Annotated in this window: 26 protein-coding genes; 22 read left to right on the top strand and 4 right to left on the bottom strand. The window is 56.4% G+C overall.

Features of this window, described 5'->3' with window-relative positions; translation table 11 throughout:
* The first annotated feature begins 117 nt into the window (after window positions 1–117).
* Both EOK75_RS05725 and EOK75_RS05730 read left to right on the top strand, forming a co-directional pair.
* The gene (locus tag EOK75_RS05725; protein ID WP_137193000.1) at window positions 118–399 is read left to right on the top strand and encodes a rod-binding protein; all 282 of its coding nucleotides are present in this window, start codon (window positions 118–120) and stop codon (window positions 397–399) included.
* Window positions 396–740, top strand: a complete 345-nt coding sequence (locus EOK75_RS05730; protein WP_137193001.1) for a hypothetical protein — start codon at window positions 396–398, stop codon at window positions 738–740. The genes EOK75_RS05725 and EOK75_RS05730 overlap by 4 nt, the downstream gene beginning before the upstream one ends.
* A 71-nt stretch (window positions 741–811) precedes the next feature.
* Here EOK75_RS05730 and EOK75_RS21050 read toward each other — a convergent pair whose 3' ends face one another.
* Window positions 812–1,033 carry a hypothetical protein gene (locus EOK75_RS21050; protein ID WP_205965505.1) on the bottom strand — a complete coding sequence of 74 codons (222 nt, stop codon included), beginning with the start codon at window positions 1,031–1,033 and terminating at the stop codon, window positions 812–814.
* Between EOK75_RS21050 and EOK75_RS05735 the strand changes: the two genes are divergently transcribed.
* From EOK75_RS05735 to EOK75_RS05750, 4 genes are all read left to right on the top strand, one after another.
* Window positions 993–2,516 (top strand): flagellin N-terminal helical domain-containing protein, encoded by a 1,524-nt coding sequence (locus EOK75_RS05735; protein WP_476705435.1) that lies wholly within the window; start codon window positions 993–995, stop codon window positions 2,514–2,516. The two genes, EOK75_RS21050 and EOK75_RS05735, sit on opposite strands and share 41 nt — an antisense overlap.
* Before the next feature lie 82 nt (window positions 2,517–2,598).
* On the top strand, window positions 2,599–2,973 hold the full coding sequence (gene flaF / locus EOK75_RS05740; RefSeq protein ID WP_240794034.1) for a flagellar biosynthesis regulator FlaF: 375 nt from the start codon (window positions 2,599–2,601) through the stop codon (window positions 2,971–2,973).
* Window positions 2,970–3,374 carry a flagellar biosynthesis repressor FlbT gene (flbT, locus tag EOK75_RS05745; protein ID WP_137193002.1) on the top strand — a complete coding sequence of 135 codons (405 nt, stop codon included), beginning with the start codon at window positions 2,970–2,972 and terminating at the stop codon, window positions 3,372–3,374. The genes flaF and flbT overlap by 4 nt, the downstream gene beginning before the upstream one ends.
* Entirely contained in the window at window positions 3,371–4,162 is a 792-nt protein-coding gene (locus tag EOK75_RS05750; RefSeq protein WP_137193003.1) for a DUF1217 domain-containing protein, read from the top strand. Before flbT ends, EOK75_RS05750 begins: the two co-directional genes overlap by 4 nt.
* A gap of 13 nt (window positions 4,163–4,175) precedes the next feature.
* Here the strand turns inward: EOK75_RS05750 and EOK75_RS05755 are convergent, their stop codons facing one another.
* Entirely contained in the window at window positions 4,176–5,495 is a 1,320-nt protein-coding gene (locus EOK75_RS05755; RefSeq protein WP_137193004.1) for a FliI/YscN family ATPase, read from the bottom strand.
* 111 nt (window positions 5,496–5,606) lie between these two features.
* On the opposite strand from EOK75_RS05755, the gene EOK75_RS05760 reads away from it, so the two are divergent.
* The 9 genes from EOK75_RS05760 to EOK75_RS05800 are packed head-to-tail and all read left to right on the top strand — an operon-like array spanning window position 5,607 to window position 10,033.
* Window positions 5,607–5,963, top strand: a complete 357-nt coding sequence (locus EOK75_RS05760) for a FlgB family protein (RefSeq protein WP_240794035.1) — start codon at window positions 5,607–5,609, stop codon at window positions 5,961–5,963.
* Between the two features lie 3 nt (window positions 5,964–5,966).
* Window positions 5,967–6,347, top strand: a complete 381-nt coding sequence (flgC, locus tag EOK75_RS05765; RefSeq protein WP_137193006.1) for a flagellar basal body rod protein FlgC — start codon at window positions 5,967–5,969, stop codon at window positions 6,345–6,347.
* Between the two features lie 12 nt (window positions 6,348–6,359).
* Window positions 6,360–6,650 carry a flagellar hook-basal body complex protein FliE gene (gene fliE / locus EOK75_RS05770; RefSeq protein ID WP_137193007.1) on the top strand — a complete coding sequence of 97 codons (291 nt, stop codon included), beginning with the start codon at window positions 6,360–6,362 and terminating at the stop codon, window positions 6,648–6,650.
* Window positions 6,647–6,913, top strand: coding sequence for a flagellar biosynthetic protein FliQ (locus tag EOK75_RS05775; protein WP_137193008.1), 267 nt, complete (start codon window positions 6,647–6,649; stop codon window positions 6,911–6,913). The genes fliE and EOK75_RS05775 overlap by 4 nt, the downstream gene beginning before the upstream one ends.
* A 2-nt stretch (window positions 6,914–6,915) precedes the next feature.
* On the top strand, window positions 6,916–7,626 hold the full coding sequence (locus EOK75_RS05780) for a flagellar hook-basal body complex protein (protein ID WP_137193009.1): 711 nt from the start codon (window positions 6,916–6,918) through the stop codon (window positions 7,624–7,626).
* A 9-nt stretch (window positions 7,627–7,635) separates the two neighbouring features.
* Complete coding sequence (flgG, locus tag EOK75_RS05785; RefSeq protein ID WP_137193010.1) at window positions 7,636–8,421, top strand: flagellar basal-body rod protein FlgG; 786 nt, start codon at window positions 7,636–7,638, stop codon at window positions 8,419–8,421.
* Window positions 8,421–8,843: a flagellar basal body P-ring formation chaperone FlgA gene (gene flgA, locus EOK75_RS05790; RefSeq protein WP_137193011.1), complete on the top strand. Its 423-nt coding sequence runs from the start codon at window positions 8,421–8,423 to the stop codon at window positions 8,841–8,843. The genes flgG and flgA overlap by 1 nt, the downstream gene beginning before the upstream one ends.
* 10 nt (window positions 8,844–8,853) lie before the next feature.
* Window positions 8,854–9,573 (top strand): flagellar basal body L-ring protein FlgH, encoded by a 720-nt coding sequence (flgH, locus tag EOK75_RS05795; RefSeq protein ID WP_137193012.1) that lies wholly within the window; start codon window positions 8,854–8,856, stop codon window positions 9,571–9,573.
* A gap of 4 nt (window positions 9,574–9,577) precedes the next feature.
* Window positions 9,578–10,033: a flagellar basal body-associated protein FliL gene (locus EOK75_RS05800; protein WP_137193013.1), complete on the top strand. Its 456-nt coding sequence runs from the start codon at window positions 9,578–9,580 to the stop codon at window positions 10,031–10,033.
* A gap of 13 nt (window positions 10,034–10,046) precedes the next feature.
* Here EOK75_RS05800 and ubiB read toward each other — a convergent pair whose 3' ends face one another.
* On the bottom strand, window positions 10,047–11,576 hold the full coding sequence (gene ubiB / locus EOK75_RS05805; protein ID WP_137193014.1) for a 2-polyprenylphenol 6-hydroxylase: 1,530 nt from the start codon (window positions 11,574–11,576) through the stop codon (window positions 10,047–10,049).
* 12 nt (window positions 11,577–11,588) lie between these two features.
* Complete coding sequence (ubiE, locus tag EOK75_RS05810) at window positions 11,589–12,341, bottom strand: bifunctional demethylmenaquinone methyltransferase/2-methoxy-6-polyprenyl-1,4-benzoquinol methylase UbiE (protein WP_137193015.1); 753 nt, start codon at window positions 12,339–12,341, stop codon at window positions 11,589–11,591.
* A gap of 93 nt (window positions 12,342–12,434) precedes the next feature.
* Between ubiE and mutM the strand changes: the two genes are divergently transcribed.
* From mutM to EOK75_RS05845, 7 genes are all read left to right on the top strand, one after another.
* The gene (mutM, locus tag EOK75_RS05815) at window positions 12,435–13,286 is read left to right on the top strand and encodes a bifunctional DNA-formamidopyrimidine glycosylase/DNA-(apurinic or apyrimidinic site) lyase (protein ID WP_137193016.1); all 852 of its coding nucleotides are present in this window, start codon (window positions 12,435–12,437) and stop codon (window positions 13,284–13,286) included.
* Between the two features lie 62 nt (window positions 13,287–13,348).
* Entirely contained in the window at window positions 13,349–14,125 is a 777-nt protein-coding gene (locus tag EOK75_RS05820) for an enoyl-CoA hydratase (RefSeq protein WP_137193017.1), read from the top strand.
* 163 nt (window positions 14,126–14,288) lie between these two features.
* Entirely contained in the window at window positions 14,289–14,564 is a 276-nt protein-coding gene (gene rpsT, locus EOK75_RS05825) for a 30S ribosomal protein S20 (protein WP_137193018.1), read from the top strand.
* Between the two features lie 515 nt (window positions 14,565–15,079).
* Window positions 15,080–16,417: a chromosomal replication initiator protein DnaA gene (dnaA, locus tag EOK75_RS05830; protein ID WP_137193019.1), complete on the top strand. Its 1,338-nt coding sequence runs from the start codon at window positions 15,080–15,082 to the stop codon at window positions 16,415–16,417.
* Between the two features lie 160 nt (window positions 16,418–16,577).
* On the top strand, window positions 16,578–17,696 hold the full coding sequence (dnaN, locus tag EOK75_RS05835) for a DNA polymerase III subunit beta (protein WP_137193020.1): 1,119 nt from the start codon (window positions 16,578–16,580) through the stop codon (window positions 17,694–17,696).
* A 32-nt stretch (window positions 17,697–17,728) separates the two neighbouring features.
* The gene (gene recF, locus EOK75_RS05840) at window positions 17,729–18,823 is read left to right on the top strand and encodes a DNA replication/repair protein RecF (RefSeq protein ID WP_137193021.1); all 1,095 of its coding nucleotides are present in this window, start codon (window positions 17,729–17,731) and stop codon (window positions 18,821–18,823) included.
* Window positions 18,820–19,254, top strand: a complete 435-nt coding sequence (locus EOK75_RS05845; RefSeq protein WP_137193022.1) for a VOC family protein — start codon at window positions 18,820–18,822, stop codon at window positions 19,252–19,254. The genes recF and EOK75_RS05845 overlap by 4 nt, the downstream gene beginning before the upstream one ends.
* Window positions 19,255–19,274 lie beyond the last annotated feature (20 nt).

Here is a 19,274-nt window from a genome sequence, read left to right on the forward strand (position 1 = left end):
TTCTCCCGGCTTCTGCCGCTCCCTACTTTCGCGTCATGCCAGTATCTTTGAAACTAGTTACCGGTTGTTTACCGCCAACCAGCACAATCAAGAAAATTAAACAAAAGAGGATTCGATATGGATGTGTCTCCAGTAGCGCAAAAATTAGTGCAACCACCGAAACCCAATCCACTGCGTGAAAAAGCAGCGGAACTTGAAGCTGCCTTTCTTGCAGAAATGCTTGGCCATGCGGGACTTGGCGCCGCGAGAGACGGCTTTGGCGGCGGCATTGGCGAAGAGCAGTTTTCGTCCTTCCTACGGCAGGAACAAGCCACCGCCATGGTGAAAGCCGGGGGTATCGGACTGACGGAAGTTCTGTTCCGGGCAATGTCCAGCAGCGAATCAGGAGACGCGCAATGACACATACACAAAGTGCTATCGAACGGCTGGAAACGACGGCCAAAGACACCGCGGCCGCGATTCGTGCAGGTGACTTTGTCGCAATGGCAGAGCTGGCCCAGCGTGCAGAATCTGCTTTGGATGACCTTGATCCCCAGACCGATGCCGCACGACTGACCGCGCTGCGCGATTTGGCGGGGCGCAACGCCTTGGCTTTGCAAGCGGCCGCAAAAGGCATCCGTGCCGCACGCCGCCGCCTGCTAGAGGTGACGACCGTACGCGCAGGTGTACAGACTTATGACAACACAGGCAAAACCCAGAAAATCGGTGGTCCGGCAGGGACGCTCAAGGCGCGCTTCTAGCGGAATAATGCGCCGTTTGAATAAAATGCATCATATTGTATTCGCTCAAGAACTTTCACTTTAGGACTCTATTAGCTCTTTGCGCCGATCAATGTACCTGCATCCCACAACGGGGTGGCGCCCCGGACACAAAAACCGGAGGCAATGGCAAAATGCCCTTCTTGCCGTCTGTGGACGGTTATCCGCCGAGCGCAAAGCGCCGGCAAAATAAAGGGACTAAACATGTCTTCTATCTTGACGAATAACAGCTCCATGGTGGCCTTGCAGACGTTGAAGTCGATCAACAAAAGCATGACACAGGTCCAGAACGAGATCTCGACTGGTAAATCGGTTGCAACTGCAAAAGACAACGCGGCCGTTTGGGCAATTTCCAAGGTTATGGAAAGTGACGTAAAAGGCTTTGCTGGGATTTCTGACAGTCTTTCGCTGGGGTCCTCGACCCTTTCGGTTGCCCGTCAGGCTTCGGAAAGCGTGACCGACCTGCTGACAGAGATCAAAGGTAAGATCGTTGCAGCGCAGGAAGGAAACGTTGACCGCGAAAAGATCCAAACCGACATTTCCGCGTTGCGTGATCAGATCAAAACGGTGGTTGGCGGGGCACAGTTCAATGGCTTGAACATGGTCACAGGGACGGATGACGTCAGCATCCTGTCTTCGCTTGATCGTTCAAATGATGGCAGCGTCACCGCATCACAGATCACAGTCAACCGTATGGATCTGAGCGCTAAAGCAGGTGTTATCGGTGGCACCGCGATCGCGGGATCGGTAACCGACTATGGAACCATCACCGCGCCGGGTGGGGTTGCTGCAGCTTCTGGGGTTACAACCGATTCTGCTGGCAAGGCTGCTGAACTGACATTTGCGGGCGCAGCTGACGCCGATACCTATTCTATCAAGATCAACGGCAGCGAATTGAACTATACCGCGGTCGGCACCCCCAGCGCCGATGATGTGCGTGACTATTTCCAAGGTGCCATTAATGCTTTGGGGCTAGAAGGGATCACTGCTACGGCAGGTGCTGCGGGTGTGTTGGAAATTTCTAATACCAACGCATTTTCTTCGGTCAGCATCGCGACCAATTCGTCTACCGATGCCAATCTTGAAATGACTGACATCAATGGTGGTGGTGCACCAACCGATCCAGACGCTGCCACAATCGAACAGCGTGCTGAGACCATCGACTTTTCAGCGACTGCTGGTGTCAAGGAAGGGGATAGCTACAAAGTAACCATCGGCTCACAGTCTTTTGACTATATTGCGGGCAAAGGCGAAACGCTGGAGGATGTGGCCAAAGGTCTGAAAACGGCCATTGATTCCAACCCTCCTACAGGGGTGACGACACAGGTCCAGAAAGATGCGACAACTGGCCAATGGTCCCTGGCAGTGGATTCCGCAGAGAGTGATGGCTTAGAAGCCTTGACACTCTCGGTGACGCAGGATGGTACGGCTTCGGGCGGTCTGTTCGGGCTTGATAACCTCGACGTCACCTCCAATGAGGGTGCAGCTGCGGCACTTACCAATATCGAAACCATGATCAACAGCGCAATCGATGCGGCTGCGTCATTCGGTTCTGCACAAAAGCGGATCGATATCCAATCTGATTTTGTCAGCAAACTTTCGGATGCGATGGAAGCGGGTATCGGCTCTATGGTTGATGCGGACATGGAAGAAACCTCTGCACGCTTGCAGGCGCTTCAGGTCCAGCAGCAGCTTGGTGTTCAGGCTCTGTCGATTGCGAACCAGTCGCCGCAGTCGATCCTGTCGCTGTTCCAGTAAATCCAGCCGAATCGGGGCGCGCTTAGGCGCGCCCCGAACCCCTCGCTGATCACCCCATGACTGGAAGGACACCACCGTGAATATGATGACCGCACGAGTAAATGAAGCTTACGCCCGCCCTGACGCACCTAGCCGGGATGCACGCGCCATCGAATACGATCTGTTCGCACGCATGACCCGCAGACTCTCGGCTGCCTGGGCGCAACGCAAAGAAAATCACGCGGCACTCGTACGTGCCTTGCACGACAACGGAACAATGTGGCGCACACTGGCCATCGACGTCGCGGATGAAGGAAACAGCCTGCCCGCGCCCCTGCGTGCCCAGCTCTTTTATCTTTACAAGTTTACCACAGTTCACAGCAAAAACGTACTGGATGGCAAAGCGAGCGCCGACGCGTTGGTTGACATCAATACTGCCGTCATGCGCGGATTGCGGGGAAACGGTGGCTCGAAATGACGGGTTTGGTCTTAAAACTAGGCCCGCATGAGCGTGTCTTGATCAACGGTGCAGTCATCGAAAATGGCGACCGGCGGTCCAAGCTCGCCGTGATGACGCCAAACGCGAATATTTTGCGCTTGCGTGATGCTATTCACCCCGAAGAAGTAACAACGCCCGTACGCCGGGTCTGCTACATTGCGCAGCTGGTTCTTTCCGGAGATGCCGAAGCTGAAGGCGCACGGATGCAGCTTTTGCGCGGGATTGAACAATTGAGCCAGGCCTTGACTGATCACGACAGCCGGTTTCAGCTCAATCTGGCAACCGAGAGCGTTCTGGCAGATAACTTCTATCAAGCCCTGAAAGCACTTCGCAGCCTTCTGCCTAGGGAGGAGCGGCTCTTTGCTGCTTGTTCCCAATGAGCTTTTCGCCGGTCGTTCCATTTAGTGGTTATTCCGGCTGGGCCTTTCTGAAACGTACCCTGCCCGAGCAAAAGGAAGCGTTTCAGGCATCAGCAACATTGGCACGCGATGAAGACTATTTCCGGGCCAAGATCGGGTCGATCCAAACTGCAGAGGACTTGGTGTCAGACCACCGATTGCTCACAGTAGCGCTTGGGGCTTTCGGCTTGGATGACGATATCAACAATCGTTTTTTCATCAAGAAGGTGTTGAAAGACGGTACGTTGGATTCGTCGGCCTTAGGCAATAAACTCGCCGACAAACAATATCTCGCCCTCTCCGCCAGCTTCGGATTCGGGGATTCGGCAATTCCCAGCACGCAAAATCCGGGTTTCGCAGATGAGATCCTGACAGCCTATCAAGATCGCCAGTTTGAAACTGCCGTGGGCGAACAAGATGAAAATCTGCGCTTTGCCCTGAACGCAGAAAGGGAGCTGGCAGTGCTGGCATCTCGTGACAGCAGTGAGGATACCAAGTGGTTCACCGTGATGGGAAACGAACCACTACGGCAAGTGTTCGAGAAGGCACTCGGGCTGCCCTCCAGTTTCGCGACCCTTGATCTTGATATGCAGCTGAAAACTCTAAAGGCAAAAACGGAAAAGGCTTTTGGAGACAGCAGCGTCGCGCAATTCTCTGATCCGGCAAACCTAGACGATTTGGTCAAGAAATTCCTCATCCGGTCCGAGGCGATGGCGAGTTTTTCCTCTACTTCCGGCGCTTCTATTGCCCTGACCCTTTTACAGGGATAGGGCAATAGCCTTCTTATTTGCGGCCAAGGCTGAGGCAGTGATTCAATCTCTGGAAACTGCCCTCGATGCCATCTGCAGCATCTTTGGCAAAGAATTCATCCAGCGCAGGCCAGACTTTGATTGCGGCATCCACCGCAGGATCAGAGCCGCTGCTATACAAGCCCGCCTGGATCATCATTTCAGCTCGTTCATAAGCACCCAGAAGGCGGCGCGCTTCTGATATAAGTCCGTTTTCAGGCTCCGTCGCGGCATCTGGCAAGCTACGCGATACCGACCGCAACACGTCAATCGCCGGAAAGCGACCACGTTCTGCAATTGCACGGTCCATAACGACGTGCCCGTCCAACACCCCACGCAGAATATCGGCAACAGGTTCTTCCATATCCGAACCCGCAACCAAAACGGTGAAGACTGCCGTAATGTCCCCGGCACCTTCCACGCCCGGCCCCGCGCGTTCCGCCAATGACATGATCGTATGAGACGTTGAAGGCGGGAAACCACGTAGACTGCCCTGCTCACCCGCGGCAAGCGCCACTTCGCGATGTGCTTCGGCAAACCGGGTGATGCTGTCAGCAAGCAAAAGAACGTGCAAACCTTGATCTCGGAAATGCTCGGCAACGGTCATCGCAGTCCACATGCACCGGCGTCGCACCAACGGAGATTGGTCCGAGGTCGCCGCAACAACAACCGCACGGGCCATCCCCTGCGGCCCCAGCACCCGCTCGGTAAACTCTCTAAGCTCACGGCCCCGTTCCCCCACGAGGGCAATCACAACGATATCGGCATCTACCCCTCGTGCAAATTTACCAAGAAGCGACGACTTCCCAACACCGGACCCCGCAAACAACCCGATTCGCTGTCCGCGCACCAAGGGGAGCATTGTGTTGAAAATAGAGGTGCCGGTCTCAAGTCTTTCCCCCAAGCCTCGGCGCTCCGCCGGTAACGGTGGCGCTGCACGCACCGAACGGGCGCTCTGCCCCGGCATCAAAGGCTTGCCATCAATCGGCTTGCCAAAGGGGTCAATAATTCTGCCAATCCAGCTTTGATCCGGCGAAATCTCGGCTCGGCCAACAATTTCAACAGTATCGTCGATTGCCAACCCTTCCCCGGAACCATCGGGAAGAACAGAGATCCCTTCCTTTGAAAGGCGCAATACCTCCCCGCCCATTGTGCCAGATTCACCACGAATCAGAACCCTGTCGCCAAGACTGCTGCCTGCAGACAATCCCGTGACACGCAGGGTCCCACCCGCCAGCTCCGCAATGCGTCCAATGCGCTTGGTTATAGAGGTTTGGGAAATTCGTGTCCGAAGATTCTCAAAAATGTCCGTCATATGGTTCCTCTTATGTTCGTGCTTACTCTTTCTAAAGGAATCACCCTTAAGTCTTAGTGAACCGAAATCGAGGGAGAAGCCCCGATGCTTGAAAAGCTCGAAATAACCAGAATGGCGCAGGCTTTGGCGTCCCATGCCGGACAGAGAATGGGCGTTATCGCAAAGAATGTCGCACATGCGGACACACCAGGGTATAAAACCCGGGACTTGCCCGATTTTGCGAAAACCTACGCAGATCAGCATGGCCAAGGGCTGCGGGCGACACGGCCCGGACATCTTGATGCCGGTGCAACCAATAAGATTGAGCCAATGATTCTTCGGGGGCCAGGCGCTCCTAACGGGAACTCTGTCTCTCTTGAAGGGGAGATGGTGAAGGCCGCGACGGTACGGCAAGACCATGACATGGCTCTGGCGGTTTACACCAGCACCTCTGATATTTTGAAACTAGCGCTTGGGCGGGGGAGGTAAGCCATGACCGACCTCATCAGCAGCCTGTCAATCGCCGCCTCAGGTATGGAAGCGCAGGCACAAAGATTGCGCCATGTCTCAGAAAATATCGCGAACGCAGACACCCCGGGCTATCACCGCAAAACCATAAGCTTTCGCGATGAAATCGATGGCGGCGGAGTGAAGCCCGGGCCTGTGCGGCTTGATCAAAGCGAACTGACACGCATCTACGATCCTGGACATCCGCTGGCGAATGACAGCGGGCACTATGATGGCTCTAACGTCAATCTGGTGGTCGAGATCGCTGACGCTCGTGAAGCGCAGCGAAGCTATGATGCCAACCTCAAACTATTCGATCAAGCACGCCAGATGAACCAGAGCCTGTTTGAGATTTTACGTCGATAAAGGAGATCCAGAATGGATATCAAGACATCAGTTGCCGCCCAATCCTATGCCATAGCACGTCAGGCGGCCCTCCCCGAACCAAAGACAGAAGGCGCCGACAACGCGTTTACCAAAATGGCGGAAAGCTTCGCCAACACTTTGGTTACAGGCGAAACGACCGCCAAAGCGGCGCTTGTCGGCGACGCCGATCCTCATTCTCTTGTGCAGGCACTGGCCGCGACAGAGACCGCGATCGAGACAGTCGTAACCGTACGCGACAAGGTTGTTGAGGCCTACCAAGAACTCTTGCGGATGCCGGTATGACCGAAGGTCTGATCTTTGACACCTTGCGGCAGGCACTTTGGATTGCGGTGATGATTTCATCCCCGCTGCTCTCGGTGGCTTTGATCGCGGGTGTGACCGTGGGCCTTTTCCAGGCGCTTACCTCGGTACAAGAGATGACGCTGACTTTCGTACCAAAAGTTGGGGCGATGCTGATCGTCTTTTGGGTCTCTATGAGTTTCATGACCTCGACACTCCTCAGCTTCTTTACTGACCGTATTATACCTTTGATCGCAGGAGGCTAACTATGGAATCCGGCATTTATACGACCTTGACCCGCCAAGCCGGTCTGATGCGCGAGATGCAGGTTGTCGCGCATAACATCGCAAATATTTCGACAACGGGGTTCCGCCGTGAGGGTGTTATCTTTTCCGAACACGTCACGCGGATGGACGATGCTCCCTCGCTCTCCATGGCAAATGGGAACAACCGGCATATGGATTTGCGTCAGGCAGGCTTGTCACAAACCGGCGCGGCATTCGATTTCGCCATCCAGGGCGAAGGGTTCTTCTTGCTTGAGACACCGCAAGGGCAGGCCATGACCCGTGCAGGCAGCTTTACGCCCAGCGCCGAAGGGGAGTTGGTCAACAATGATGGTCATCGCCTACTCGATTTGGGTGGTGCGCCAATCTTTGTCCCCCCGGATGCCGGCCCAGTTGCCCTTTCGTCTGACGGAACCCTTTCCGCCAATGGCCAGCCTCTCGCCCAAATCGGATTATGGCAACCGGCAGACCCCCTTAAAATGACCCACCAGGGCGGCACCCTTTTTGTCAGCGATGACATTGCACCATCTGAAGACGCTACCATCCTTCAGGGCTTCCTTGAAGAAAGCAACGTTAACCCGATTTCAGAAATTGCCCGAATGATCGCCGTACAACGCGCCTATGAGCTTGGCCAAGGGTTCATGGAAAAAGAAGACGAACGCATGCGCAGTGTCACTCAAACCCTCGGTCGATAGGAGAATGCTATGAAAGCCTTACAAATCGCAGCAAGCGGGATGGCCGCGCAGCAAATGCGTGTTGACGTGGTATCCAACAACCTCGCGAACATGTCGACAACAGGATATAACACAAGACGCGCCGATTTTGCCGATCTGCATTATCAACAAGTCGCACGCCCTGGCACCATTTCAGCGCAAGACGGCTCCATGCTACCAACAGGTGTGCAGGTTGGCCTTGGCGTACGGCCGGCTGCGGTATCGGTAGTTCTGGCCCAAGGCTCACTTTCTGCGACAGGCGGCGACTTGGATGTTGCCATTGAAGGCAGCGGGTATCTTGAGGTGACGCTGCCCTCCGGCATCAATGCCTACACGCGCGATGGTGGTTTGAAACGCACCGGAGACGGCCTGATCGTAACGACGGAGGGCTATCAAGTTAATCCCGGTATCACCATCCCTTCAGATGCGCGTAGTTTGTCGATCAATGGCGAAGGTGAAGTCTACGCTTATTTCACAGATCAGGTTCAACCGCAGCTTCTGGGCCAGTTCAATATGGCTGGGTTCACAAACGACAAAGGGCTAGAGGCCATGGGCTCTAACCTGTTCCTTGAGACACCTGCATCAGGCCCCCCCCTGCAAGGAACCCCCGGAGAAGACGGGTTGGGCACATTGCGGCAGGGCTACCTTGAGGAAAGCTCGGTCGATGCCGTGCGCGAGGTGACAGAGTTGATCAAAGCGCAGCGTGGGTATGAGTTGAATGCCAAGGTCATCACAGCTGCGGACCAAATGCTGTCAGCCACCACGACGTTACGCTAATGTTAAAGTTTGCAGCCCTTATTTCACTGGTGGCGTGGCCTGCGATGGCCGACAGCCTGATCGCAACCCGTATCGTGCGGGCACAGACTGTCCTGTCTGACACCGACGTAACTTTGGTTGCGGCCAAAATCCCGGGGGCGCTAACCGAAACCTCTCAAGCGCTTGGCCTTGAGGCCAAGGTCACTCTCTATCCCGGTCGCGCAATACGCCTCCAAGATATCGGCCCCCCTGCGCTCATAGATCGCAATCAAATCGTAACCCTGGTTTACCGGGTGGGGGGACTTGGCATCACAGCAGATGGCAGAGCCTTGGCACGTGCAGGGCTGGGGGATGTGATTCGTGTGATGAACTTGTCATCGCGCACGGTTTTGAATGGCCGCGTGGCCAATGATGGCACCGTTCATGTCGGCGCCCACCACTAAAGGAAACTCAATGCGGATTTTGCTTCTGGCACTCCTACTCGTTCCGGCCTGCTCCAAGCTCAGTGAGGTTGGCAAAGAACCGGCCTTTTCGCCTTTGGAGGGCAGCTACCAGCACCACGCCATGTATTCGTCCCTATTGCCTGAATACACAGAGCCGAATGGCCCGACCGAGGCATCCTCTTTGTGGTCCGCCAATAGCAGTTCGCTTTTTGGGGACCGGCGTGCTGGTAAAAGAGGGGATATCTTAACCGTTGTCATCGAAATTGACGACAAGGCTGAGATTTCCAACTCATCCGGGCGTAGTCGTTCGGGGTCGCAAAGCATGGGTATTCCTTCGCTCTTCGGCATTCCCCAGCGACTGGATAAAGTGCTGCCTGATGGGGCCTCAATGGCTGACGCTGTATCAACCGCTTCGGATTCACAGTTTTCCGGACAAGGATCTGTTCAACGGAATGAGGAACTAACGCTTCGTGTCGCAGCGACCGTGGTGGAGAAACTGCCTAATGGCGTATTGCGAATTGAAGGGCAACAGGAGGTCCGTGTGAACTTTGAAATAAGAGAATTAATTGTAACCGGCTATGTACGCCCGGCGGACATTTCAAGACAAAATGAGATCACCTATGATCGCATAGCTGGCGCACGCATAGCATACGGCGGCCGCGGACAGATTTCTGATGTGCAGCAGCCTCGTTACGGTCAGCAGATCACCGACACCATTTTACCGTTCTGATCCCATGATAGCAAAAATTCTCCCCCTCATTCTCATCCTTGTCGGCCTGGGCGCAGGTATCGGTGCAGGCATCGCGCTTCGCCCGGCAGAGGAACATACCGAAACCGCAGAAACCCCCATAGAGGAGGCCCCGCCGGCAACTGAATTTGCCAAGCTCAACAATCAATTCGTTATCCCTGTTGTCGAGGACGGGCGGGTCGCTTCCTTGGTTATTATGTCGCTAAGTGTCGAGGTGACCATCGGCGGCACCGAAACCGTATATGTACAAGAACCGAAGCTACGCGATGCACTTTTACAAGTGATGTTTGATCATGCAAATGTAGGTGGCTTTAAAGGGGTGTTCACCGACGGTGCCAACCTCACACTCCTGCGCCATGCACTGCTTGAAGTCGCCCAAAAGGTCCTTGGTGATATTGCACAAGGCATCCTCATCTCAGACATCTCGCGCCAAGACACTTGACGAACAAAACCGCTTAAAGGGTCTGGCCTAAAACGACACCGGACAAAGCAATTACGGCCCCTAGCGCAATCCAGATCAGGGGGTGCAGGGCCGCTTTGTTAACGGGCTCGCCCATCGGACGGTTTTGGCGCGCCAGCTGGGTTTCCACCAAGCGTGGGAGTTTTGGGCCAAACCGCGCAAGGACCATTGCTGTTTTTTGCAGGTCGCGCAGCAAGGCTTTGGGGCCAATATTGTCTTTGATGTAGCTTTCCACAACGGGGCGGGCATCCTGCCATATATTGATCTGCGGGTTGAGGCTACGGGCCACACCTTCGACAACAACCATCGTGCGTTGCAAAAGGATCAACTCTGTTCGGGTCTCCATGCCAAAACGCTCGGTAACCTCAAACAAATATGCCAAAAGCCGTGCCATCGAAATCCGGTTGGCATCCATACCAAAGATCGGTTCCCCCACGACACGCAATGCACGGGCAAACTCATCTATATCGCGATCGGCGGGCACATAACCTGCTTCAAAATGAACCTCGGCCACGCGGCGGTAATCACGGCGAATGAAGCCATACAGGATCTCGGCATAGACACGGCGGGTATACTCATCCAACCGCCCCATGATCCCGAAATCATAGGCAATTATGTTTCCGTTTGCGGCAACCTTCAAATTGCCCTGGTGCATATCCGCATGGAAATAGCCATCGCGCAGCGCATGCTGCAAGAACAACTGTAACACCCGAGAGGCAAGAACATTCCGGTCAACACCCGCCGCATCAATCGCGGCATTGTCGGCCATGTTAACGCCTTCTGCCCAATCCATCGTCAGCACAGTCCGCCCCGAAAGATGCCACACCGGTTTGGGGACTTGAAACCCTTCATCTTTCTCGGTGTTTGCCGCAAATTCACCCGCCGCCGCCGATTCCAGCCTCAGGTCCAGCTCCCCCTGCACGACGCCGTCAAAATGTTTGACAACCTCCATCGGCCGCAGCCGTCGAGAGGCGGGAGAGAGAAACTCGATTATCCCGGCAGCAAAATAGAAGGCATCAATATCCTTGCGAAAAGCCCGCTCAATCCCCGGACGCAAAACCTTGACGGCAACATCCGCCCCCGTGTCCAGCATCCGTGCCCGATGCACCTGCGCGATTGATGCCGCGGCAACTGGTTCGGAAAAGGTTGAAAAAACCTGATCAACCGGCACCCCCAGTTCCGCCGCGACCATCTCTTTGGCGACGGACAAAGGAAAGGGTGGCAGTTTGTCTTGCAGGTATTGCAATTGCAGCGCCAGATCATCGCCCACAACATCGGGACGGGTGCTAAGGATTTGGCCAAACTTGATATAGGCAGGCCCCAATGCCGTCAGGGCGCGGGTGGCGGGCGGCAATGCGGGATCTCCCTTCAAGCCCAACCATTTAAAGGGCCAGCCCAACACGCGCGCAACAAAACGCAGGCGCGGCGGGGCATCAAGCGCCTCCAGCAAAAGGTTTATCGCCCCTGTCCGCTCAAAGGTCGCAAGCGTGCGAACCAAGCGAATAATATTATGTGGCCCACGCATCTACAACACCCCTTACAGCTTCCAGCCCGAATGTAGCGCAGCCACGCCCATCGTCAGATTACGGTATTTCACCTGATCAAAGCCCGCATCCCGGATCATCGTCGCGAATGCTTCTTGATCCGGAAACTTACGAATGCTTTCAACAAGATACTGATAGCTGTCACGGTCATTTGCGATCACCTGACCCATCACGGGAATCACATTGAACGAATAGAGGTCATAGGCTTTTTGCATAGCCGGATTGGGCAATTGGCTGAATTCCAGCACCATCAAACGCCCGCCGGGACGCAGCACACGGTAGGCCTCTGCCAGCGCATCACCGATACGGGTCACGTTCCGAATTCCGAAAGAGATCGTGTAGACGTCGAAACTGTTGTCGGCAAAGGGCAGCGCCATCGCATCACCGACAACCCAATCCAAGGCATCGGCCATACTGGTAGCGTCGGCCCGTTGCCGTCCCTCCACCAGCATGCTTTCGGTCATATCGCAAACCGTCGCATGTGCCCCCGGCGCGCGTTTCAGAAACCGGAACGACACATCCCCCGTCCCGCCTGCAACGTCCAGCAGTTTTTGGCCGGGGCGCGGGGCCAGCCAATCCATCATCGCATCCTTCCAGATACGGTGGATGCCAAAGGACATCGCGTCATTCATCACGTCGTATTTGCTGGCAACCTTGGTAAAGACGCCATGCACCATACCGGCCTTTGCGCCCTCATCCACGGTTTGAAAGCCGAAGTGGGTGGTCTTATCGTCAGTCTCGGTCATGGTCCTGATACTCTTGCGTTTGGTCGCTCACCGCTCTTTATAGGGGGATGGCGCGGCGCTGCAATGCGCCCATCTGTCCGAAAGGCGTCCCATATGCCCGAACTGCCCGAAGTTGAAACCGTCCGGCGGGGGCTGGAACCCGTAATGACCGGCCAAACCATCACAACCGCAGCCGTCAACCGGCCCGATCTGCGCTGGCCTTTTCCGCCACGAATGGCCGAGCGGTTAACGGGCGCACAGGTCTTGGGCCTGCGCCGCCGGTCGAAATACATTCTGGCCGATCTTTCGACGGGGGAATCACTGCTGATCCATCTGGGAATGTCGGGGCGCATCCTGATTTCGGGCGCGATGCAGGGGGATTTTTACCATGACCACCCTGCCCCCGCAAAACATGACCATGTTGTCATGACGCTCGGCAACGGTGCGCGGATTACCTTTAACGATGCACGCCGTTTTGGCGCGATGGACCTGCTGGACACGGCGCTGGGGGATGACCACCCCTTGCTTGCCAAGATCGGGCCTGAGCCCTTTGGCAACAGCTTCAACGAAACCTATCTGACAGAACGACTGAAAGGCCGCGCCACCCCGATAAAATCGGCACTTCTGGATCAACAGACCGTCGCCGGTTTGGGAAATATCTATGTCTGTGAGGTGCTTTACCGCGCGGGGTTGCACCCTGCCCGCCCTGCCGGCGAGCTGCCGCAAAAGGTTGTGGCGGGTCTTGTCCCCCTCATCCAAGAGGTCTTGGCCGAGGCGATTGAGGCGGGCGGATCCTCCTTGCGCGACTATCGGCAGGCAGATGGCGAATTGGGCTATTTCCAGCATCGTTTCCGAACTTATGGCCGCGAGGGCGAACCCTGCACCACGCCCGGCTGCACCGCCACCATCGGGCGTATTGTGCAATCGGGGCGTTCCTCCTTCTTCTGCCCTGCCTGCCAGAGATGACTTGATCCTGCCCGCCGGCCTGTTAGAGAGTCGCGTTCAAGAACAAGCCAAAGGAAACTCAGATGGCCTATGAAACGCTGATCGTTGAGATCGAGGATTATGTCGCGCTGATTCGCCTCAATCGGCCCGAGGCGCTGAATGCCCTCAACTCCAAGATGCTGACAGAGCTTGCGACAGTACTGCAAGCCGCAGACGCCAACGACAAAGTGCGCTGCATGATCATCACCGGATCGGAAAAGGCATTTGCCGCCGGTGCAGACATCAAGGAAATGGCCGGACAAAGCTTTGTCGACGTGTATTCCAAGAACCTTTTTGGCGGAATCAGCGACACGATCCTGGAGATTCGCAAGCCAATCATCGCCGCTGTATCGGGCTATGCCTTGGGTGGCGGCTGCGAATTGGCGATGGCCTGTGACTTCATCATCGCCTCCGACACGGCGAAATTCGGACAGCCAGAGATCAACCTCGGCGTTATTGCCGGTTTCGGCGGCAGCCAGCGCCTGACCCGTTTTGTGGGCAAATCCAAATCCATGGAAATGCATCTGACGGGCCGCAACATGGACGCCGCCGAGGCAGAGCGCAGCGGCCTTGTATCGCGTGTTGTGCCGGCAAAGAGCCTGATCGAAGAGGCGAAAAAAGCCGCGACCAAGATCACCGAGAAATCGATGATCTCGGTCTCTGCTGCCAAGGAAGCGGTAAACCGCAGCTACGAATCCACGCTGCGCGAAGGGTTGCTGTTTGAACGCCGTCTGTTCCATTCGCTGTTCGCGACCGAGGACCAGAAAGAGGGCATGGCCGCCTTCCTTGAAAAGCGCACCCCGCAGTTTCGCGATAAATAGCGAATAGCCCTTCCCTAACACAGGTTCTTGCCTTATACGCGGCAGTTGAAATGCGCGTGGGCCCGCTTAAGGCAAGAATCATTTCCGCTGATATGGGCGGAAGGTCTGGGGCTATTGTGCATCGCAAATCATAATCGAACCAGACGAATAGGAATTCTATCCCATGGCAAATACGTCCCAGTCCAAAAAACGCGCACGCCAAGCTGATGCACGTCATGACATCAACAAGGCACGCCGCTCGCGCATCCGTACGTTCCTGCGCAAGGTCGAAGAGGCAATTACCGCCGGAGATCATGCCGTTGCAGTCGAAGCTCTTCGTCTCGCACAGCCGGAACTGGCACGGGGCGTAACCAAAGGCGTTCTGCACAAGAACACCGTTTCGCGCAAAATCTCGCGCTTGGCATCGCGCGTCAAAGCGCTAGATAAAACTGCGGCATAACGCCCGGAGATTCGGGGGACGGCGAAGGGTTTTTCGCCTAACGCCCTGCAAAGGTTAACGAAAGGCGCATCCCCGATGCGCCTTTTTGCATTTTCAGACACAGAGAAGTAACCGATCGTGGCCTATTTGCCGAGGCTCCTAGATTCGCTCAGACCTTTTCTCTGTCAACAGCGAAGATCGGTTGCCCCCCACCCTAACAGGTTGGTAACTTCATCAAGCGATTCACTTCGTCCTGGGGGACAAGATGTGACCGCGTTCAAAAAGGGTCAGGCTGCTTTGCTCCACATATCTTGTGGTGCCTTTTCCTACGAACGGGTTTGCTCGATTGCGGTATTTGCACAGGCTGCAAGTATCGTCACTTGAGATATCAACCGATACAGCGCTGCTGTACCGGATGGTTTCTTTCGTCCCAAAATTTTGTGGCCCTTAGCCATGGAATCAGTCCAGCACAAGTTTGTCGCATCAAGGCCCCGTCACGGGACGGGGCATGGGGAAGCCGTGGAACAGGTAGTGCAATGACGAACGAAGGCTGGGCAGATATCCGCGAAAACTTGCGTACGCGGGTTGGCAAAGACAACTACATTACTTGGATTGAGCCGCTGAAGCTTTCTGCGCTGGACGATGGGGTTGCCAGCTTTGCCGTTCCCACGACGTTCTTTGGCGACTGGGTGTCGCGCAATTTTGCCGATCAGATTCTGCACCAACTCCACCGCTCCGGCGCTGCGGTTGAGCGTGTCGAATTCGTGCTGGAACGCAACGCCCCCGCCCTGCCTAAAGCCGCTGCGCGCAAACGCGCCCCCGAAGAAAAAGAAGTGCCCGGTGCGCCGCTCGATGGCCGCTTTACCTTTGACAGTTTCGTCGTCGGCAAACCGAATGAGCTGGCCCATGCCGCCGCACGCCGCGTGGCCGAGGGCGGCCCCGTCACCTTCAATCCACTGTTTCTTTATGGTGGCGTCGGCCTTGGCAAAACCCACCTGATGCACGCCGTCGCCCATGAGCTACAGCTTCGCCAGCCCGACCTGCGCGTGCTTTATCTGTCTGCCGAACAATTCATGTACCGTTTTGTGCAGGCCTTGCGCGAACGTCAGGTCATGGACTTCAAAGAGCTGTTCCGCTCGGTCGATGTCTTGATGGTCGATGATGTGCAGTTCATCGCGGGCAAGGAAAGCACCCAAGAAGAATTTTTCCACACCTTCAACGCGCTGGTTGATCAGAACAAACAGATCATCATCTCTGCCGACCGCGCCCCCGGTGAAATCAAGGGTCTGGAAGAGCGGATCAAATCCCGCCTGCAATGCGGCCTTGTGGTTGACCTGCACCCGACCGATTATGAATTGCGCCTTGGCATCCTGCAGCAAAAGGCCGAGTTTTATCACACCCAATACCGCGATCTGGTGATTGCCCCCGGCGTGCTGGAATTTCTGGCCCACCGCATCTCGACCAACGTGCGCGTGCTTGAAGGCGCTTTGACCCGTCTGTTTGCTTTTGCCAGCCTCGTTGGCCGCGAAATCACGCTGGAACTGACCCAAGATTGCCTTGCCGACATCCTGCGCGCCTCTGACCGCAAGGTCACGATTGAGGAAATCCAGCGCAAAGTGGCAGAGCATTTCAACATTCGCCTGTCAGATATGATCGGGCCAAAGCGGGTGCGCACCATCGCCCGCCCCCGCCAGATCGCCATGTATCTTTCCAAGCAATTGACTAGCCGCAGCCTGCCCGACATTGGCCGCCGCTTTGGCGGGCGCGACCATACAACCATCATGCATGGCGTCAGAAAAATCGAAGAGCTGATGACAGCCGACAGCCAGCTTTCGGATGATCTGCAGATGCTCAAGCGGTTGCTGCAAGGCTAACGGCGGCACCAAAGCCACAAGGGCTGAAATTTCAGCCTTGAAAACAAGCTTATGGCGTCTTACCCCTTGTGGGGCGCATTAAATCCGCTAACTTCGGCCCTCCCTACGGTATAGCCGTGGCGGGTATACAGCCAGCAGCAAGACGGGCAAAGGACGGAACATGAAGATCAGCATCGAACGCGGCACGCTTCTTAAGGCGGTCAGTCAGGCCCAATCCGTGGTTGAGCGGCGCAATACGATCCCGATCCTTGCCAACGTATTGATTGAGGCCGAGGGCGATACCGTCTCTTTCCGCGCCACCGATCTTGATATCGAGGTGGTTGATCGCACGGCAGCCGTGGTTGAACGTCCCGGTGCCACCACGGTTTCGGCCGTAATGCTGCACGAGATTGTTCGCAAACTGCCCGATGGGGCCTTGGTCAACTTGTCCGAAGATGCCGCCTCTGGTCGGTTGACGGTGACGGCGGGGCGGTCGAACTTTAACCTTGCGACCCTGCCCAAAGAAGATTTCCCCGTCATGGCCAATTCGGCCTATTCGTCAAACTTCTCGGCCAAGGCGCCAGTCTTGCGCCGCCTGTTCGACAAGGCCAAATTTGCGATCTCGACAGAAGAAACCCGCTATTACCTCAACGGTGTCTATATGCACACCGCCACCTCCGAGGATGGGCCTGTTCTGCGCTGTGTCGCCACCGACGGCCACCGTCTTGCACGCATTGATGCCCCTTTGCCCGAGAATGCCAGCGATATGCCCGGCGTTATCATCCCGCGTAAAACCGTGAACGAGCTGCGCAAGCTGCTGGATGATGATGATGCAATCATCGCGGTCTCGGTCTCGGAAACCAAGGTGCGCTTTGCGACGGATGTGATCTCACTGACCTCCAAGGTCATTGATGGCACCTTCCCCGATTACACCCGCGTCATTCCAACCGGCAACACCAAGCGATTGGAAGTTGATGCCGCTGAGTTCGCCAAGGCGGTGGACCGTGTGGCCACGGTTTCATCGGAACGGTCCCGTGCGGTCAAACTGTCGCTGGATGAGGATCGCTTGGTCCTTTCGGTCAACGCCCCCGATTCCGGCGCGGCCGAAGAAGAGCTGGCCGTGGCTTACGGTGATGAGCGGCTGGAAATTGGCTTCAACGCCAAGTACCTGCTGGAAATCGCCAGTCAGGTTGACCGTGAAAACGCGGTCTTCATGTTCAACTCATCGGGCGATCCGACCTTGATGCGTGAGGGGAATGACACCTCTGCCATCTATGTCGTGATGCCGATGCGCGTTTAAGACGCGCCAACCCATTGAAGTGAAGGGCAGGAATGTCGGGACTTGTGATCACCGATCTTGCCCTTTCGCATTTCCGCAGCCACCGCGCGGTGCGGATCGGCTTTGACGGGCGGCCTGTGGCCCTGATCGGTGCCAATGGGGCCGGAAAAACCAATCTGATAGAGGCTATCTCATTGTTCTCTCCCGGTCGCGGATTTCGCCGCGCCACGGTTGAGGAGTTTGCCCGCAAGCCCGAAGCCTTGGGCTGGAAAATCTCTGCCGATCTGCGCGGCTTGGACAGCGCGCATGAGGTCGAAACCTGGGCAGAGCCGGGGCAGCCACGACAGGTTCGCATTGACGGCAAATCTGCCACGCAGGTAGCCCTCGCCCGTCTCACCCGGATTTTGTGGCTGGTGCCCGCAATGGACCGTCTGTGGATCGAGGCCGCCGAGGGCCGCAGGCGGTTTTTGGACCGCATGACCCTTAGCTTTGCCCCCGATCATGCCGAGGCGGTTTTGGGCTATGAAAAAGCAATGCGCGACCGCAACCGACTTTTGAAAGATCAAGTGCAGGACGCCCATTGGTACAGGGCGCTTGAGGCGCGGATGGTCGAAACCGCCATGATGATAGAAACCAACCGAGCGGATACGCTGGCACGGCTTGCCCATGCCCAAGCGGGGGCGGATACGAGTTTCCCAAGTGCCACCCTTGCGCTGACAACGCCCGAACCGGTTGACGATCTGGCAACCGCGCTTGCGCAAGGGCGGCGGCGGGATATGGCGGCCGGTCGCACGCTGGTCGGGCCGCACCGCGCCGATCTTGCGGCCGTTTTTACCGACAAGGGCGTCGCGGCCGATCAATGTTCCACCGGTGAACAAAAAGCCCTGTTGATCAGCCTGATCCTTGCCAACGCCCGCGCCTTGGCTGCGGATATGGGCGCGGCCCCGATCTTGTTGCTGGATGAGGTGGCCGCCCATCTCGACAGCCAGCGCCGTGCCGCCCTTTATGACGAGCTTTGCGCCCTTGGTGCGCAGGCGATCATGACGGGCACCGAAGCTGCATTGTTTGACAGCCTCGGGCCACGCGCCCAAGCTTTCGTCATATCCGAAACATCCCGCGAATCCGTGGTAGAGGAGATCTCCCTATGACCCCGCAACGTGTTACCTTGATCACCCTCGGCGTGGCCGATCTGGCGGCATCACGGGCCTTTTACGCGCGTCTTAGCTGGCAAGAGCATGGCGAAAGTCAGGGAACGGTAGTATTTTTCCAGCTTCACGGCGTGGTACTGGGCCTGTTTCCGCTGAAAGAGCTGGCCAAGGACCAAGGGCGGCCCGATGCGGCTCTGGGCGTGGGGGCCACAACACTGGCCCAGAACTTCGCCACCGAGGCCGAGGTCGACGAGGCCTTTAACGCAGCCCTAGCCGCTGGCGGCACCGCGCTCAAGGCCCCCGAGAAAGTCTTTTGGGGCGGCTATTCCGGCTATTGGGCGGACCCCGACGGGCACGTCTGGGAGGTTGCAATGAACCCCTTCTGGACGCTTGCCGCGGACGGCAGCCTGACTTTGCCAACCGACAGCTAAATCTTGTGTCTAGGGCGTGA

Source organism: Pseudorhodobacter turbinis (assembly GCF_005234135.1).
Classification (GTDB): domain Bacteria; phylum Pseudomonadota; class Alphaproteobacteria; order Rhodobacterales; family Rhodobacteraceae; genus Pseudorhodobacter; species Pseudorhodobacter turbinis.